The organism is Thermodesulfobacterium sp. (assembly GCF_030445475.1).
In the GTDB taxonomy this organism is placed as follows: domain Bacteria; phylum Desulfobacterota; class Thermodesulfobacteria; order Thermodesulfobacteriales; family Thermodesulfobacteriaceae; genus Thermodesulfobacterium; species Thermodesulfobacterium commune.
The window spans coordinates 1-16,797 of sequence record NZ_JASUTP010000008.1; the positions used below are offsets into that span (position 1 = coordinate 1).

The window sequence follows — 16,797 nt, forward strand, 5'->3', positions numbered from 1 at the left end:
TTCCATATGTTTAATTAAATGCTTGAGTCGAAAAGGGGGAGTAAAGAAATAAATCAAACTCTTTAGAAAAAAGAGGAAAATTCCCCCTGAATCTTCAAGAACTTTAAGGAAACTTTTTCCTAAGAACCTTAAGATGTTCATTCTAATATAGCCCCTCTTGAACTTGATTATACTAAACTATAATATTTTTTCAATACTCCTTCTACTTTTTTCTTCAAAGGTTTCCATCTCTTCTTACGTTCCTCAAGTTCCCTTTCTGAAACTTTGAGTTCAAGCTTTCTCTGGGGTATGTCTATTTCTATCAAATCTCCTTCTTTAACCAAAGCAATAGGGCCTCCCTCTGCAGCCTCAGGAGACACATGTCCTATACAAGCCCCTTGGGTGCCTCCACTAAATCTTCCGTCGGTAATAAGGGCTACAGAACCACCCAAACCCATTCCTACTATGGCTGAAGTAGGAGAAAGCATCTCTCTCATCCCAGGCCCACCCTTAGGGCCTTCATACCTTATGACTACAACGTCACCTTTCTTAATCTTTCCGGCTAAGATAGCCTGATAGGCCTCTTCTTCAGAGTCAAAAACCCTTGCAGGACCAACATGTTTTAACATCTCAGGCAAAACAGCACTGGTCTTAACCACCGCTCCCTCAGGGGCTAAATTTCCATAAAGAATAGCGATACCTCCCTCTTTATGGTAGGGATTTTCTACCGGTCTTATAACCTCCCTGTCTAACACCTCTACATCTTTTAAAAGTTGTTTTAATGTTTTTCCTGAAACTGTCTTTACATCCAGGTGAATAAGGTTCAACTTAGAAAGCTCCTTTAAAACCGCTGGTATTCCTCCAGCAAAATGCAAATCTACCACGCTATGATAACCGGCAGGAATAAGCTTAGCAAGTACTGGAGTTTTTTTAGAAATCTCATCAAACACCTTTAAATCTAAATCTACTTTGGCTTCTTTGGCTATAGCCATAAGATGTAAGACTGTGTTGGTAGAACACCCAAGTGCCATATCAACGGCTATAGCGTTTTCAAAAGACTTTCTGTTGATGATCTTTCTTGGGGCAAGTCCCTTTTCTACAAGTTCTACGATTTTTTTCCCTGTTTCTTTGGCTAAACGGATACGGTCAGCAAAAACAGCAGGAATAGTTCCATTTCCTGGGAGAGCTATTCCTATAGCCTCAGATAAACAATTCATCGAGTTAGCAGTAAACATCCCCGCACAGGAACCGCAGGTAGGACAAGCACAACTCTCAAGTTCTTTTAGCTCGTCTTCTGTCATGGCTTTTTTCTGAACCTTTCCTATGGCTTCAAACACAGAAATAAGGTTCACCCTCTGTTTTTTATAAACTCCTGTAAGCATGGGGCCACCTGCTATCAAGATAGAAGGAATGTTTACCCTAAAAGCTGCCATCATCATGCCAGGAGTGATTTTATCACAGCTTGTAACCAGTACCAGACCATCAAAGGCATGGGCATGGGCCATGATTTCTATAGAGTCTGCGATGATATCTCTACTCGGAAGAGAATAGCGCATTCCTTCATGGTTCATGGCAATCCCATCGCAAACCCCTATAACCCCAAACTCAACAGGCACCCCTCCTGCTTCTCTTACCCCAGCTTTAACCGCTTCTACGATTTGTCTTAAATGTATATGCCCTGGGATGATCTCGTTAAAAGAATTAGCGATTCCTATGAGAGGCTTGTTTAGTTCGTTGTCTGTAAACCCTAACGCTTTTAGTAAAGACCTATGGGGAGCCCTCTCTATACCTTTTTTAATCCGATCGCTTCTCATGTTGTCCTCCACTATTAGTGGTATCTTTGTTATTTTATTGAAATTAAACCTTGCTGTCAAGAAAAAATGTATTAAATTTAAAAAAAACTTTTTAGTAGGGGGATCTTTTATGATTAAAGATGCGGTGGAACAAGCCTTAGCTAAAGTAAGACCTATGTTGCAGGCTGATGGTGGAGACGTAGAGCTTGTAGAGGTTACTCCAGAAGGGGTGGTAAAGGTTAGGTTAAAAGGTGCTTGTGGTTCTTGCCCCATGTCTACCATGACCCTAAAAATGGGTATCGAAAGATACTTAAAAAAAGAGGTCCCTGAGGTAACAGAAGTAGTAGCCGTTTAATTGATTTTAAATTTTTAAAAAATAGTCTAAAAGGGGTATAAAGGTATGGCCAGGGTTACGATAGAAGATTGTCTAAAAAAAGTACCAGGCAGGTTTAGATTGGTACACTTAGCCATAGAAAGAGTTAAACAATTAAAAGAAGGGGCTGAACCTCTTGTACAGGCAGACAACAAAGAGATTGTGTTAGCTCTTAGAGAAATTGCCGCGGGATTAGTTACTTTTGAAAACATAAAACAGCTTGGTAAAAAAGAAAAAACCTCCTCTCCTTACGAACTAACCGAGATCTTAAAGCAAAAAAGTTCTTCTAAATAAAGGAAAGAATGTCTTACAAAGATTTTTATGAAATTTTAGGGGTTCCAAGAAACGCCTCTCAAGAAGAAATAAAAAGAGCTTATAGAAGACTTGCGCTCAAATATCATCCTGATAAAAACCCAGGTAATAAAGAGGCTGAGGAAAAATTTAAGGAAATTTCTGAAGCCTATCAAGTGCTTTCTGACCCTGAAAAAAGAGCTATCTATGATACTTACGGTTATTCAGGGCTTACTTCTTCTGGTCATAGAAGGTTTGAAGATATAGGAGATATTTTCAAAACCTTTTCTGACATTTTTGAAGAATTTTTTGGGTTTACCTTTGAAGAAAAAAGTCATACCAGACCACGAGATGGAGCTGACCTTTCATATGAAGTAGCAGTAGACTTAGAGGACCTTTTTACAGATAAAGAAATTACGCTTGACATAGAAAAATTGGACCTATGTGAAGATTGTGGGGGATTAGGCTATAATCCTGATAAAGGTTTAAAGATTTGTGAAACCTGTAATGGTAAAGGGAAAATTGTCTACACCGAAGGATTTTTTAGAATTGCTTATGCTTGTCCAGACTGCAGAGGTAGAGGTTCTACTTATGTAGAAATCTGTAAGACATGCAACGGCTCGGGCAGGGCTTGGAAGAAAAAACAGATAAAGCTAGTTATTCCTGCTGGGGTAGAAGATGGGACTATTTTACGGATCCCCGGAGAAGGAGAAGCCGGGCTTTATGGAGGTAGGCCAGGAGACCTATACATCAGAGTAAAAGTCAAACCACATTCCCTCTTTTACAGAGAAAAATCTAATCTTATAGGAAATTTAAAGATAAACTTTGTTTCTGCAATTTTAGGAGATGAAGTTAAAGTACCCTTTTTTAAAGAAACCCTATCTGTAAAAATACCCCCAGGGTCTCAACCAGGGGATGAACTTGTTATAGAAAATAAAGGACTTCCTGACCCTAAAACCAAGAAAAGAGGAGACCTTATCCTAAGATTACAGGTAGAGCTTCCCCATAACGTTAGCGAAGAAACAAAAAAACTTTTACAAAAGATAGCTGAAAAAGAAAAAATCGACGGTTCAACCAACAGATTAGAACCATATCAACAGGAGAAAAAAAAGAAAAAAGAAAGTTTTTGGAAAAAGTTTATTTTTGGAAGTAGGTAATGGCTGATTTTACCCATTTAGACTCCCAAGGCAATCTTTTTATGGTAGATGTAGGAGGAAAACCTGCGACTGAGAGAATAGCCATCGCTAAGGCTGAGGTAGTCTTTCCTGAAGAAATCTACCCTAAGATAATATCTCAAGATATCCCTAAGGGAGATTTCTTAGCCTGTGCTAAGGTTGCAGGAATTTTAGGGGCTAAAAAGACTTCTGAGCTTATTCCTCTTTGTCATCCTTTGCCCATCTCTAAGGTAGACCTTAATTTTAGGTTTATTCCTGAAAGGTATGTGCTTGAAATCGAGGGTATGGTAAAGACTGTAGGGCAAACCGGGGTAGAGATGGAGGCCTTAACTGCAGTAAGCATTGCTGCTCTTACCGTTTATGATATGTGTAAAGCCCTTGATAAGCGTATCAAAATCACCAACATCAGGTTGGTTTATAAAACTGGTGGAAAAAGTGGTGAAGTAGTATTAGAAGAACAACCTGGAAAGGAGGATTTCTGATGGATAAGGAAAAATTAGCCATGTTTAAAGAACTTTTGCTAAAACGTCGAGAAGAAATTCTAAAGGATGTTTTAGAAACCAAAAAAGAGTTGGTGGAAGAGTATGAACCTTTAGCAGACGCCATCGACCAGGCCACACGTGAAAGTAATCTGGCTTTTGAGTTAAGACTAAGAGACAGAGAACAAAAACTGTTAAAGAAGATTGACAAAGCCCTAAAAAAAATAGAAGACGGAACCTACGGAATATGTGAAGCCTGCGGAGATGAAATAGACGAAAAAAGGCTTCTTGCAAGACCTGAGGCCACCCTTTGTATCGAATGTAAAAAAGCCCAAGAAAGGATGGAAAAAATCAGAGGAGAATAAATAAACCAGCACTTTTGTGAGAAGACAAGACAGGTTTATCGAGCTTCTTGAGGTTAACCAAAATAACCTCAAAGGGTTTAGTTTAAAACTTCCTTTCTATAGTTTAACAGCAGTTACCGGTGTTTCTGGGGCTGGAAAATCGAGTTTAGTTTTTGACACCCTTTTTGCCGAAGGCCAGAGACGTTATATAGAAACCTTTTCTTCGTATGTAAGACAGTTTTTCGAAAAACTCCCCAGACCTAAGGTTAAAGCTATCTTAAACATCCCCCCAGCTTTAGCCTTTCCTCAAGGAAATAGCATCAAAACTTCACGTTCTACGGTAGCTACCCTTACTGAAATTAGTCACTTTACCAAGATGCTTTATTATTACAACGGGGTCCCTTTTTGTCCTAACTGTAAAAAATACCTTCTACCTCAAACCCCACAGTCTATAGCCAAAGAGATTATCGAAAAATTTTATCAGGTACCACTCTACCTCATAGTTCCTCAAAAACCGCAAGAAAGCTTTGAGCACCTCAAAGAAGGTCTACTTGCTGCAGGATTTTCAAGGGTCTTTTTAGATGGGAAGGTATGTGAAATAGACGAGATAGAAAAAGTCCCTGAAGAAATAGAATTAGTCATACATAGACTTAAGCCTACGGAAAAAGACCTCTTTGATCTTATATCCTCTTTAGAACTCGGTTTTAAACTTTCTCCCTGGATCAAAGTTAGAACTATTTATGGAGAAGAGGCATATTATACCCAAGAAAAAAACTGTCCTCAGTGTGGACTTAAAATACCCGAAAAAACCCCCAATTTATTCTCGTTTAACAGCTCGTTAGGGGCTTGCCCTGAGTGCAAAGGTTTTGGCAACCTGTTGGTGGTAGATTTTGAGGCCTTGGTAAAATATCCAGAAAAACCTGCAACCAAAGGGGCTATCCCTATCCTTGATTTTCCTTTTTTGTTTGAGGTAAAACTGGACCTGATAGAGTTTTTAAGGACTAAAAACATAAACTTAAACCTTCCCTTTAAAGACCTCCCTGAAGAAATTAAGCAAAAAATCTTTTGGGGCGAAGGGGATTGGTACGGACTTAAAGAGCTTATAGACTGGCTCGAAAGTAAACGTTATAAACCCCATATAAGGATCCTTCTTTCAAAGCTAAGAAGAGAAGTAAGCTGTCCTGTCTGTAAAGGAACCAGGTTTAACCCTCAAGCTTTGATGTTTTATGTCAACGGGTTAAACATCGGAGAATTTTACAGTTTAGAAATCAAAGAAGCGGTTAAGTTTATTCAAAACTTTTTAGAACAAAAACCTCAGCCTGCGGAAGAGAGGCTGGCTAAAGAAATATTAAAACGTCTTTCCTATCTTGAAGAAGTAGGTCTTTCTTACCTTACCCTTAGCCGAGCAAGTAAAACCCTTTCTGGGGGAGAAACCAGCAGATGTCTTCTGACAAGAGCACTTTCCTCTAACTTAGTAGAAACCCTTTACTTGATAGATGAGCCAACTACTGGACTTCATCCCAGAGATACCCAAAAAGTGTTAAAACTTCTTGAAAGATTGGTTTCTCAAAAAAACACTGTGGTGGTAGTAGAACACGATCCAGAGATCATTACTCAAGCGGACCTTTTGATAGACTTAGGTCCAGAGGGAGGGGAAAAAGGAGGTCATCTATTATTTTTTGGACCTCCAAAAAATATTTTTAACACAAATACTCCTACAGCTGAAGCTTTAACCGAGATAAGCCAAAAAAGAACCTATTCTTTAACCCACTTTCAACCCTCAGGTTTTATCAGATTTTATGGAGCTAAGAAAAACAACCTAAAAGGATTCTCTTTTTCTCTTCCGCTAAAAGCGATTACCTGCATAGTAGGGGTATCAGGGTCTGGTAAGTCTACCCTTTTAGAAGATATAATTTATCAAGGCCTGGTCGACGCAAAGAATAAACATCCTTTAAAAACCTGTGAAAAGATCGAGGGAGTCAACCGGATCGACCAGGTGTTATACCTTACTCAGGAACCACTGGCTCGGTCCCCTCGCTCGGTAGTAGCAACCTATTTAGACATCATGGTATATTTAAGGAAGCTTCTTGCAAGTACTAATACCGCAAAAAGTTTGGGATATACTGAAACTTGGTTTTCTTTTAACTCAGAACATGCCCAGTGTCCTGCATGCAAAGGTCTTGGTTTTGAGATAATAGAGATGCAATTTTTATCAGACCTAACCATCCCCTGTGAGGTTTGTAAGGGGACCCGATTTAGGGAAGAGATTTTAGAAGTCAGATGGAGAGGGAAAAACATCGCTGAAATGTTAGACCTTACCGTAGAACAGGCTTTAGAGTTCTTCTCAGGACATACACCTCTCAAAAAAACCCTCACCCTCTTAAAAAATCTTGGGATAGGATATCTCAAACTGGGGCAACCCCTTTCTACTCTTTCGGGAGGAGAAGCCCAAAGACTAAAAATAGCGGAATTACTCTCGAAAATAAAAGGAGAAAAATGTCTAATCCTTCTTGATGAACCCACGGTGGGCCTTCATCTAAAAGATATAGAAAAACTGATTTCTTCTTTAAACTACTTAAAAAGCTTAGGGCACACGGTGGTAATAGTAGAACATCATCCCGAAGTTATCTTAAACTCTGATTGGATACTGGAGCTTGGTCCTGGGGGCGGAGAAGAGGGAGGAGAACTTCTTTTCCAAGGGCCCTTTTCTGAGTTTATCAAAAATCCAGAAGTACAGACTCAAACCTCTGTTTATCTAACAGAATATCTCGATGGCCTAAACCTTAAAGATAAAGCCGAAGCCCCCAAAAACTATCGCTACGACGAAGATCTTATAAAACTCAGAGGGATTAGGCATCATAACTTAAAAAACATAGACTTAAACCTACCAAGGAAACAGTTGATAGTAATCACCGGGGTTTCTGGTTCTGGAAAATCTACCCTTGCGTTTGATGTGGTGTTTGCGGAAGGGCAAAGAAGATTTTTAGAAACTTTACCCACTTATTTGAAACAGTTTTTTAAGCTTTATGAAGAGATAGATTATGATCTCATTTCAGGGATACCGCCTACGGTAGCGTTAGAACAGCGGTCAGGAGAACTTTCTCCCAAATCTACGGTAGGGACTATTACCGAGATCCTTCCTTATCTTAGGCTTCTTTATTCTAAGGTTAGCAAGGCCTACTGTCCTAAATGTGAAAGGGAGCTAAAACCTCATGAACCAAAGGAGTTGTTTGACTTAGCTTTAGAGTTTTTAAAAAAAGAAAAAGCTTCAAACATTACCCTTCTTGCTCCTTTGGTAAAACACAGAAAAGGAATCTACAAAAATCTGTTTGATAAACTGCTTGCCAACCTATATCATAAGGTCAGAATAAACGGAGAATTCTACCACATTCCTCCTATCCCTGCTCTTTCAAGGTTTAAAGAATATACGATTGAGGTGGTGTTAGCTCAAGAAATAGATTGGCAAGAAGAGTGGTTTGAAAAGATTTTTTACAAAGGGCTTGAACTTGGAAAAGGAGAGGTTTTGATAAAAACCGATAAAAGGGAAGTACTTTTTAGTCAAAAAAGAACCTGCTCTTTATGTGGAATAAGTCTTCCTGAACCAGACCCGTTGCTTTTTGCCTTTAATTCAAAGGTAGGAGCTTGTCCTAATTGTGGAGGACTTGGTAGACTTGAAGAAAAACCATGCCCTGATTGTAACGGTTCAAGATATCGTAAAGAGGTTTTTTCTTATAAAATTAACGGAATTTCTTTGCCTGAATTGTCTAACTTAAGTCTCTACGAAGTAAAAAAATTTTTAGAGGGACTTAAGTTTGAAGGTATACAACAAAAAATAGCCGAAGAACTAATTTCTGAAACTCTCTCAAGACTTAATTATTTAATAGACTTAGGTGTAGGATATCTTACCTTAGGTAGGTCTGCAGACACCCTATCTTCAGGAGAAGCCAAAAGGGTAAGAATTTCAGCAGAAATAGGTAGCAATCTCACAGGGGTAGCCTATATCCTCGATGAACCTACCATCGGGCTTCATCCTAAGGATACACAAAAATTAATAGAGGTGTTAAAAAAACTCAGGGATAAAGGAAATACCTTGATAGTAGTTGAACATGACGAAGATACGATTTTGGCAAGCGACTTTATAGTAGACTTGGGACCAGGAGGAGGAAAAAGAGGAGGACAGGTACTTTTTAGCGGACCTTCTAAAGAATTTTTAAGATCTTCCTCACCTACAGCTGAAGTAATTAAAGATCCAAACAGAAAAACCCTGAAAAGTTTTAAGCGCAATCCTAAGGAATTCTTATTACTTAAAGAGGCTTCCCTAAGAAACCTTAAAAATATCAACGTTTCTTTTCCCTTAAACGCTCTTACGGTAGTAGTAGGAGTTTCAGGCTCAGGGAAGTCTACTTTATTAGAGGAATGCCTTTACGAAAATCTAAAAAGACTATTAGAAAAAGAAAAAAATGTTCTTTACGGGGTAAAAAGTATAGAAAACTGGGAAAAAATCAAAAGGGTATATTTAGTAGACCACCAACCTATAGGAAACACCCCAAAATCTACCCCTGCTACCTATGTAGGAGTTTTTACCGACATCAGAAAGGCCTTTGCCAACACTTTATTGGCTAAACAGAGAGGTTACAAAGAAGGCAGATTTTCCTTTAATACCAAAGAAGGACAGTGCCCTTATTGCAATGGACAGGGATATGAAAAGATAGAGATTAAATTTTTACCTGCAGTTTATCAAAAATGTGAATACTGTGGAGGTAAACGGTATAATCCAGAAACCTTGGAAGTTTTGTTAAAAAATAAAAACATCGCAGAGGTCCTTGAGATGGACTTTGCTGAAGCTGTAGAATTTTTCAGCAACTACCCCTCGATCCAACATAAGCTTAAAATCCTTTGCGATATTGGCCTTGACTATCTAACCTTAGGACAGCCAAGTCCAACCTTGTCTGGAGGAGAAGCTCAGAGGATAAAGCTTGCCAAAGAGTTTATCAAGTCTTCTCAACCTGGGAACCTTTATCTTCTTGATGAGCCTACCACAGGACTTCACATAAAAGACGTAGAAAAATTAGCAGAACTCTTACAAGGTTTAATCCAGAAAGGCCATACAGTAATCGTGATAGAACATAACCTTGAACTTATCAAATGGGCAGACTGGGTAGTAGAACTCGGACCTGAAGGAGGAGAAAAAGGAGGAGAAATCCTTTTTCAAGGTCCGATAGAAGATTTCTTAAAAGCTTCTACCCCTACCTCTAAAATCCTTAAAAAATATCTTAAGTTGACCTAAATCAAGGTTTTTTTATTTAGGTCAGTTTATATTTTAACTAAACTTATAAAAAATAAAAAGGAGGGCATATATCGATGAAAGCCTCTAAGATTATAGAAATAGACGAGGAACTCTGCAATGGATGTGGTCAGTGTGTAATTGCCTGCCACGAAGGGGCGATAGCTATCGTCAATGGCAAGGCTAAGCTTGTAGCAGAAGAGGTATGTGACGGGCTTGGGGCTTGCATAGGTGAATGTCCTACCGGTGCTATAAAACTTATAGAAAAACCTCAAACTTCCTCTTTCTTACCTTGTGGATGTCCCTCTCATCAAATTAAAGAGTTTATTCCTAAAAACCAACCTACTGGTGCAACCGAAATACCTTCTTCCCTTTCTCATTGGCCGGTTAAACTTAGATTAGTCCCGCCTTCTGCTAAATTTTTAAAGGGAGCTAATCTATTGATTTGTGCAGACTGTGTAGCTGTAGCTTATCCCCACCTTCATACCCATCTTCTTCCTGGCAAGAAAATCCTAACGGGATGTCCTAAGTTTGACCCACCTGAGTTATACTGGGAAAATTTATCTGAGATTTTACATCAAGCCCAACCGAATGGTTTAGAAATAGCCATCATGGAAGTGCCTTGTTGCAAAAATTTGGTTAAACTGCTCTTAGACGTAAGAAAAACTTTAAGCCAAAAACTTCCCTTTAAGGTCTACACCATTAGTATAGACGGAAGGCTTAAAGATATAGAGGAGGTTTAAAGGATGAAACAAGATATGGTTATGCCCTATGGAATTTCATCTGTAGCTTACGAGATTATTACCTGCTTTGGTCCAAAAGGATGTCCTAACGCTATAAACCGTCCTCTCGAGCTTATAAAAACCCTTGAAAATGTACTTAAAAACTCTCAACTGGATGATTTTATAAAAAACAAACTAAAAGGGCAACCTTTAAAACCCCATCACCGGTTTAAAGTCTCCATTTCAGACTGTCCGAACGGGTGTTCCCAGCTTTATATCGCTGACTTTGGAATCCATAGTTTTGTTAAAATAAAACACGATGATAGTTTGTGCACTCTATGTGACAATTGTGTAATTTCTTGTGAGGAAGGGGCGATTAAAAAAGTCGATCAAAAAATTGTAATAGACAATAAAAAATGTATAGGATGTGGTGGATGTATAAAAGCTTGTCCTGAAGGAGCTATAAAAGAAACCTATAGAGGTTATAAAATCTACGTCGGAGGGAAACTGGGGAGACATCCAAGACTGGCTTCCTTTTTAACCAAGGCTTCACCTGAAGAAGTTCCGGTTTACTTGAAAAACTTGATAGAGTTTTACCAAAACCACAACGAAAAAGGAGAAAGGGTGGGGGCTATGATAGAAAAGATGGGATGGCAAAAGGTAAAAAAACTTTTAAACCAAAAATCCTAAACCTAATTTTTTATAAACCAACTGCCTTTTTTAAAAGTTTAACTTCTTCTTCAGAAAGAGGAACTATTTCTGATGGTTTGAGTTCTCCTAATTCAACAGGACCTATCGCTATCCTTTTTAAACCTACAACCTTATAGCCTAAGCTTCCAAACATTCTTTTTATCAAATGATATCTCCCTTCCCTAACCTCTATCTTTATCCACCTTTTAGTCTCATCTAAAAAAGAAGCTGTACACGGTAAGGTCTTGCCGTCAGAAAGCTCAACCCCTTGTTCTATCTTTTTCAGGTCTAATTCAGTTATTTCTTTATCCAGCCAAACCTGATAGGTCTTAACAAGCTTCCATTTAGGATGCATCATCCTATGGGCAAGAACACCATCATCAGTAAAGATTAGCAGTCCTTCCGCATCCTTATCAAGTCTTCCCACAGGAAAAATCCTGTTTAATCCTGGCAGATCCTTAGGAAGAAAATCCATTACCGTAAGGTCCTTGTCTGACTTAGAGGTAACACACCCTCTGGGTTTATAGAATTTATAATAAAAACCTTCTACCTTACCCCTAACTTCTTTTCCGTCGATCTGAACCACATCCTTTTCAAGGTTAACCTTTACCCCTGGGTCTGTTACCTTTATACCGTTAATCGTAACCCTACCCCTTTTGATTAAAAGAGCTACCTCTTTTCTTGAACCAATCCCAAGTTTAGAAAGAAATTTATCTAAGCGCATCCTTTCACCTATTTACATTCAGCCCAAGACTTACCAAAGGCAAAATTAACCTTAATAGGTACTTTCAGAACATAATCAAGGCCTAAAAAACTGAAAGGAGCTTCCATCACCGAAGGAGCTATATCCTTTATCACCTCTACTTCTTCTTCTGGCACCTCAAGAAGAAGTTCGTCGTGAATTTGTAAAAGAAGACGGGACTTTAGCTTTTTCTGTTTAATTTGCCTATAAAGGGCTACCATAGCTACCTTGATAAGGTCTGCGGCAGAGCCTTGTATCGGGGTATTTACTGCCATGCGAAACCCTAAGTCTCTTACAGTTTTATCAGAACTAAATACTTCAGGAATATAACGTTTTCTCCCGGCTAAGGTCTTAACATACCCATGGTTTTTAACAAATTCTATCGTTTCTTCTATGTATTTTTTAACACCAGGATACCGCTGGAAATACCTTGTTATGATCTCTTCTGCCTCTTTTACCGAAATTCTAAGCTCTTTACTTAAGCCGTAAGGACTCATCCCATAGGCAATCCCAAAGTTTATAGCCTTGCTAACCCTTCTCATTTCAGGGGTTACTTTATCAGGAGTTACCCCAAATACCTCACAGGCTGTAAAGGTATGGATGTCCTGCCCTTCATTAAAGGCCTTTATAAGATTTTCGTCTTCAGAAAAATGAGCTAAAATCCTGAGTTCTATTTGTGAGTAGTCTAAACTACAAAGCCACCAGCCTTCTTCTGCTATAAATACTCTGCGAATTTCTAAACCTTCCTCTCCTTTTATGGGAATGTTTTGCAGGTTTGGGTTTTGCGAACTAATCCTACCTGTGGCTGTTCCTGTTTGGTTAAACTCTGTGTGGATACGAGAAGTAAGGGGTCTGACATACCTTAAAAAAGGCTCAAGGTAGGTGCTCAATATTTTCTGAGTAGTACGATATTGCAAAAGAAGCCTGGCAAAGGGATGTAAAGGAGCTAGTTCTTCAAGCACCTCTGCGTCGGTAGAAGGAGCCGAACTTTTAGGAGTCCTTTTTATAGAAGGGAGGTTCAGTTTATTAAAGAGGATTTCACCTACCTCTCTTGAAGAACGAGGATTAAATCTTTTCCCTGCCAGCTTAAAAAGTTCTTCTTCAATTTTTTTTATTTTGTCTCGATATTGTTGTACTAAAGTTTTTACATAAACCAAATCAATCTTTATCCCAACTTCTTCCATCTCGTTTAAAACCATACTTAAAGGTGCCTCTACCTTAAACAACCAAGAAGAAAGCCCCTCTTCTTCTAACCTTGCTAAAAGCTCTTTACCTAACCTTCTTAAACTGACTACCTTTATCCCTGATAATTCTTCAGAAACCCTGTTTATTCCGTTAAGATTTAGGTCTAAGTATTCCTGAAATAAAAAGTTTAAATCATAAACCTTTAATCCGGGATTTAAAAGATAAGCTGCTAACTTTACGTCTAAGGGATGAGAAAATGAAATCTTATAGTTTTTAAGCCAGTTTTTGTAGTCATAAACCACATAAATACCTTGTTCCTCAGCCAATCTTTTACACTCTTCTAAAGTCAACCTATAGACCTCTTCTTCAGAAAAAGAAACCAAAAAATCCGAAGGCTGCAAATTACCAAAAAGGCCTTTATTTAGATTTTCAGGCAAAACAGCTATTACCGAGTCTTTTTTTACCGTATTAAATAAATCTGGATGGGCTTTTCTTATCTTTGGTGGTTTTGGTAAAGTTTCTTGGGGTAAAGAAAGCTCTGAAAGAAGTTTTCTAAACTCAAGTTCTTTAAAAAGGGCTTTAAGTGTAGGATAGTCAGGGTCTTTTCTTCGATAGAATTCAAGGTCCTCTGAAGGGAGAGGGGCTTCCAGATTGAGCTTAATAAGATCAAGGTTTTTAAACACCTGTTCTTGATATTTTCTCAAATTTTCTCTTATTTTTTTAGAAGAAATTAGAGAAAGATTGTCATAAATCCCTGTCAAGGTCTTAAATTTTATGAGCAACTCTTTAGCGGTTTTTTCTCCTATCCCTGGGACTCCGGGTATGTTATCGCTTTTATCACCTACCAAAGCTCTAAATTCAGGGAAAAGCTCTGGGGAAAATCCATATTTTTGAATAAAACCTTCTTTATCTAAAAAGACTTCTCTTACCGGGTCATAAATCCTTACTCTATCAGAAACAAGAGTATATAAGTCTTTATCCCCAGCCACTATGATAGCCTTATGAGAAGTTTCTGTTGATGGAGACAAGATAAATCTTTTGACAAAACTTGCTATCAAGTCGTCCGCTTCATATCCAGGAGCTGAAACCAAAGGAATCCCTAAAGCAGAAATGATTTTTTTTATGTAAGGTATTTGGATCTTTAGATCGTCTGGCATTTGAGGCCTGGTAGCCTTATATCCTTCGTAAGCCTTATGTCTAAATGTAGGCTCTTTTTCATCCATAAACCAGACTATATACTCAGGGTCCCATTCTTTTAAAATTTTAAGTACCATCTGAGTGACACCGAAAACAGCTTTGGTAGGTAGCCCTTTAGAAGTAGCTAAATATCCAGGAATAGCAAAATAAGCTCTATAGATAAAAGAGGCCCCATCTATAAGAATTATTTCTTTTTTGTCTACCATGTAGCCTTCACCTCCTAGTTAGGTACCTTAAAATTTAATCTATTTTATCAAAAATAAAACTTAAAAAACAGAACGCACTTCTTTAGTTTGGCTATTTATTTTTTTATGGTATATTTAATTAAAAAATTTCATCCAAGGGAAAAAAATGAAAGTTAAAAACTGGATGATTACTGATGTGGTGGTTGCCTTTCCTGACGATACAGTAGAAAAGGCTATTCAGCTGATGAAAAAACACTCTATCAGGCACCTTCCTATAGTAGACAGAGACAGAGAAAAGTTGATAGGGTTGGTGACTGAAAGTGAGTTGAGAGCCTATCTTAATCCAGAAAAGCTAAAACTTTCTCTTAAAGAGGTTATGATCTTAAACCCAATTACCGTAGACCCCGATACTTACATAGACGAGGCAGCTAAGCTTATTTATAAGTATAAAATCGGTGGGCTGCCTGTGGTTAGCCAAGGTAAATTAGTAGGTATCATAACCGTTACTGACATTTTAGAATCTTTTATAGAACTTATGGGGATTTTAAGGGCCTCTTCTCGTTTAGACGTTATTCCTAAAAATGGTAACTTAGATGATGTGTTAGAGACCATCAGAAAAAACGGAGGCAAAGTTATTTCGATAGGAATGGATGTTAACTTTGAAGGAGAAAGGGTTTATTTTATAAGATTAGAAAAAATATCCTTAGATAAGATAGCTTCTGAGCTTGAAGTAGCAGGTCATAAAATAATATCCATTATCGATTAGGAGGTCTCCAATGGAAGGAGAATTCAAAGTTAAGAAAACCATAGAAGATATTAATAAAAGGATTGAAAAAGGAGAAGCTGTAGTTCTTACAGCTGAAGAGTTTGTAAGTTTAGTTAAAGAGGTAGGGCCTGTTACAGCGGCTAAAGAGGTAGATGTAGTCACCACCGGGACCTTTTCTCCGATGTGTTCTTCTGGAGCTTTTATAAACTTCGGCCATCCCTCTCCCACGATAAAAGCCTATAGGATTTGGTTAAACGATGTGCCAGCCTATGGGGGACTTGCGGCTGTAGACCTTTACATCGGGGCTACTGAACCTAGAGAAGACGACCCTCTTAACAAAGTTTTTCCGGGGCAGTTTTTATACGGTGGTGGACATGTTATCCACGACTTAGTTGCCGGAAAAAAAATTCATCTAAGGGCCTTAGGTTATGGGACCCATTGTTATCCTAGAAAATCTTTTGAAAAAGAGTTCACTATTCATGAGTTAGTAGATGCCATTCTTTGCAACCCAAGGAATGCTTATCAAAACTATAATTGTGCCATCAATCTTTCAGATAAAATACTTTATACCTACATGGGTGTGTTAAAACCTAACCTTGGTAATGCCAACTATGCAACTGCAGGATGTCTTTCTCCCTTGTTAAAAGATCCTTATCTAAAAACCATAGGGATAGGGACAAGGATTTTCTTAGGAGGAGCCAAAGGGTATGTGATTTGGGCTGGGACCCAGCATAAAACCGAAGTTAAAAGAACACCTAAAGGGGCACCTATACAACCTGCAGCTACCCTTATGGTTATCGGAAATCTCAAAGAAATGTCCCCAGAATGGTTGGTAGGAACAAGTCATATAGGCTATGGATGTTCTTTGGCAGTAGGATTAGGTATACCTATTCCTATCCTGAATGAACAGGTGGCTGAATGGGCAGGACTCTCTGACGAAGACCTTTTTACCCAGGTAATAGACTACTCCTATGACTATCCTAACGGAATAAAAAGAAACTACGGGATCGTAAGTTATGCAGAACTGAAAAGTGGAAAAATAACCGTCTTAGGAAAAGAGGTCCCTACCTTTCCTATTTCAAGCCTTCCTAAAGCCAGAAAAATAGCTGAAATCCTTAAAAACTGGATTAAACAGGGAGAGATGTTGTTAACAGAACCAGTTAGCCCCTTATCTGGGGCTAAACTTTTTCCGATGAGATAAAGTCTAAAAAGGAGGATTTTCGATGGAAACTATTTTAACGGTTTTACAGTTAATAGTAGCCATATTGATAATTTTGATTGTTTTGATAAACGTAACCAAAGGTTCAGAATACGGTGCGGTGTTTAGAGGGGCTGAGGCCATCTTTGGTGGTGCAGGCCCCACTAGCTTTTTAAACAAAGTAACGATGATTTTGGTGTTGGTATTTTTTTTAAACTCTATCTTACTCACCAAAATCCACACCAGCAAAAATAAAACAGAAATTCCTGTCGTCCCTACCCCTCAAACTCAAACACCCTCTCCTTCTTCTATTCCTACCCCAACTACCCCTCAAAATATTCCGGTGCCTCCTCAAATTCCTTCTTCTACCTCAGAAAAACCTAAAAACTAATTT

The 16,797-nt window shown here is 38.4% G+C and carries 14 protein-coding genes; 11 read left to right on the forward strand and 3 right to left on the reverse strand.

The window, feature by feature from the left end:
- Positions 1 to 167: 167 nt before the first annotated feature.
- Positions 168 to 1,793 (reverse strand): dihydroxy-acid dehydratase, encoded by a 1,626-nt coding sequence (ilvD, locus tag PWP26_RS04080; protein ID WP_301399007.1) that lies wholly within the window; start codon positions 1,791 to 1,793, stop codon positions 168 to 170.
- A gap of 112 nt (positions 1,794 to 1,905) precedes the next feature.
- Between ilvD and PWP26_RS04085 the strand changes: the two genes are divergently transcribed.
- The 8 genes from PWP26_RS04085 (at position 1,906) to PWP26_RS04120 (ending at position 11,130) form a co-directional block, all read left to right on the forward strand.
- Positions 1,906 to 2,127 carry a NifU family protein gene (locus tag PWP26_RS04085; RefSeq protein ID WP_028840834.1) on the forward strand — a complete coding sequence of 74 codons (222 nt, stop codon included), beginning with the start codon at positions 1,906 to 1,908 and terminating at the stop codon, positions 2,125 to 2,127.
- Positions 2,128 to 2,172: 45 nt separating this feature from the next.
- Positions 2,173 to 2,439, forward strand: a complete 267-nt coding sequence (gene rpoZ, locus PWP26_RS04090) for a DNA-directed RNA polymerase subunit omega (protein WP_038060669.1) — start codon at positions 2,173 to 2,175, stop codon at positions 2,437 to 2,439.
- An 8-nt stretch (positions 2,440 to 2,447) separates the two neighbouring features.
- Positions 2,448 to 3,593, forward strand: coding sequence for a molecular chaperone DnaJ (gene dnaJ, locus PWP26_RS04095; RefSeq protein WP_301399008.1), 1,146 nt, complete (start codon positions 2,448 to 2,450; stop codon positions 3,591 to 3,593).
- Complete coding sequence (gene moaC / locus PWP26_RS04100) at positions 3,593 to 4,093, forward strand: cyclic pyranopterin monophosphate synthase MoaC (RefSeq protein WP_301399009.1); 501 nt, start codon at positions 3,593 to 3,595, stop codon at positions 4,091 to 4,093. Before dnaJ ends, moaC begins: the two co-directional genes overlap by 1 nt.
- Complete coding sequence (dksA, locus tag PWP26_RS04105; protein WP_287568701.1) at positions 4,093 to 4,455, forward strand: RNA polymerase-binding protein DksA; 363 nt, start codon at positions 4,093 to 4,095, stop codon at positions 4,453 to 4,455. Before moaC ends, dksA begins: the two co-directional genes overlap by 1 nt.
- A gap of 16 nt (positions 4,456 to 4,471) precedes the next feature.
- On the forward strand, positions 4,472 to 9,721 hold the full coding sequence (gene uvrA / locus PWP26_RS04110) for an excinuclease ABC subunit UvrA (RefSeq protein ID WP_301399010.1): 5,250 nt from the start codon (positions 4,472 to 4,474) through the stop codon (positions 9,719 to 9,721).
- Positions 9,722 to 9,795: 74 nt separating this feature from the next.
- Positions 9,796 to 10,461 (forward strand): ATP-binding protein, encoded by a 666-nt coding sequence (locus PWP26_RS04115; protein WP_038060676.1) that lies wholly within the window; start codon positions 9,796 to 9,798, stop codon positions 10,459 to 10,461.
- Positions 10,462 to 10,464: 3 nt separating this feature from the next.
- Entirely contained in the window at positions 10,465 to 11,130 is a 666-nt protein-coding gene (locus tag PWP26_RS04120) for a 4Fe-4S dicluster domain-containing protein (protein WP_051754507.1), read from the forward strand.
- 10 nt (positions 11,131 to 11,140) lie between these two features.
- Here PWP26_RS04120 and PWP26_RS04125 read toward each other — a convergent pair whose 3' ends face one another.
- Both PWP26_RS04125 and polA read right to left on the reverse strand, forming a co-directional pair.
- Positions 11,141 to 11,854: a pseudouridine synthase gene (locus tag PWP26_RS04125; RefSeq protein WP_038060679.1), complete on the reverse strand. Its 714-nt coding sequence runs from the start codon at positions 11,852 to 11,854 to the stop codon at positions 11,141 to 11,143.
- Positions 11,855 to 11,862: 8 nt separating this feature from the next.
- Positions 11,863 to 14,460 carry a DNA polymerase I gene (gene polA, locus PWP26_RS04130; RefSeq protein ID WP_301399012.1) on the reverse strand — a complete coding sequence of 866 codons (2,598 nt, stop codon included), beginning with the start codon at positions 14,458 to 14,460 and terminating at the stop codon, positions 11,863 to 11,865.
- 145 nt (positions 14,461 to 14,605) lie between these two features.
- On the opposite strand from polA, the gene PWP26_RS04135 reads away from it, so the two are divergent.
- Genes PWP26_RS04135 through secG form a run of 3 tightly spaced genes read left to right on the forward strand, consistent with a single transcriptional unit; the run spans position 14,606 to position 16,794 of the window.
- Positions 14,606 to 15,205 carry a CBS domain-containing protein gene (locus PWP26_RS04135; protein WP_038060694.1) on the forward strand — a complete coding sequence of 200 codons (600 nt, stop codon included), beginning with the start codon at positions 14,606 to 14,608 and terminating at the stop codon, positions 15,203 to 15,205.
- 10 nt (positions 15,206 to 15,215) lie between these two features.
- Positions 15,216 to 16,406 carry a homocysteine biosynthesis protein gene (locus tag PWP26_RS04140; protein ID WP_273011713.1) on the forward strand — a complete coding sequence of 397 codons (1,191 nt, stop codon included), beginning with the start codon at positions 15,216 to 15,218 and terminating at the stop codon, positions 16,404 to 16,406.
- Between the two features lie 22 nt (positions 16,407 to 16,428).
- Positions 16,429 to 16,794 (forward strand): preprotein translocase subunit SecG, encoded by a 366-nt coding sequence (secG, locus tag PWP26_RS04145; RefSeq protein WP_051754508.1) that lies wholly within the window; start codon positions 16,429 to 16,431, stop codon positions 16,792 to 16,794.
- Positions 16,795 to 16,797: the final 3 nt, after the last annotated feature.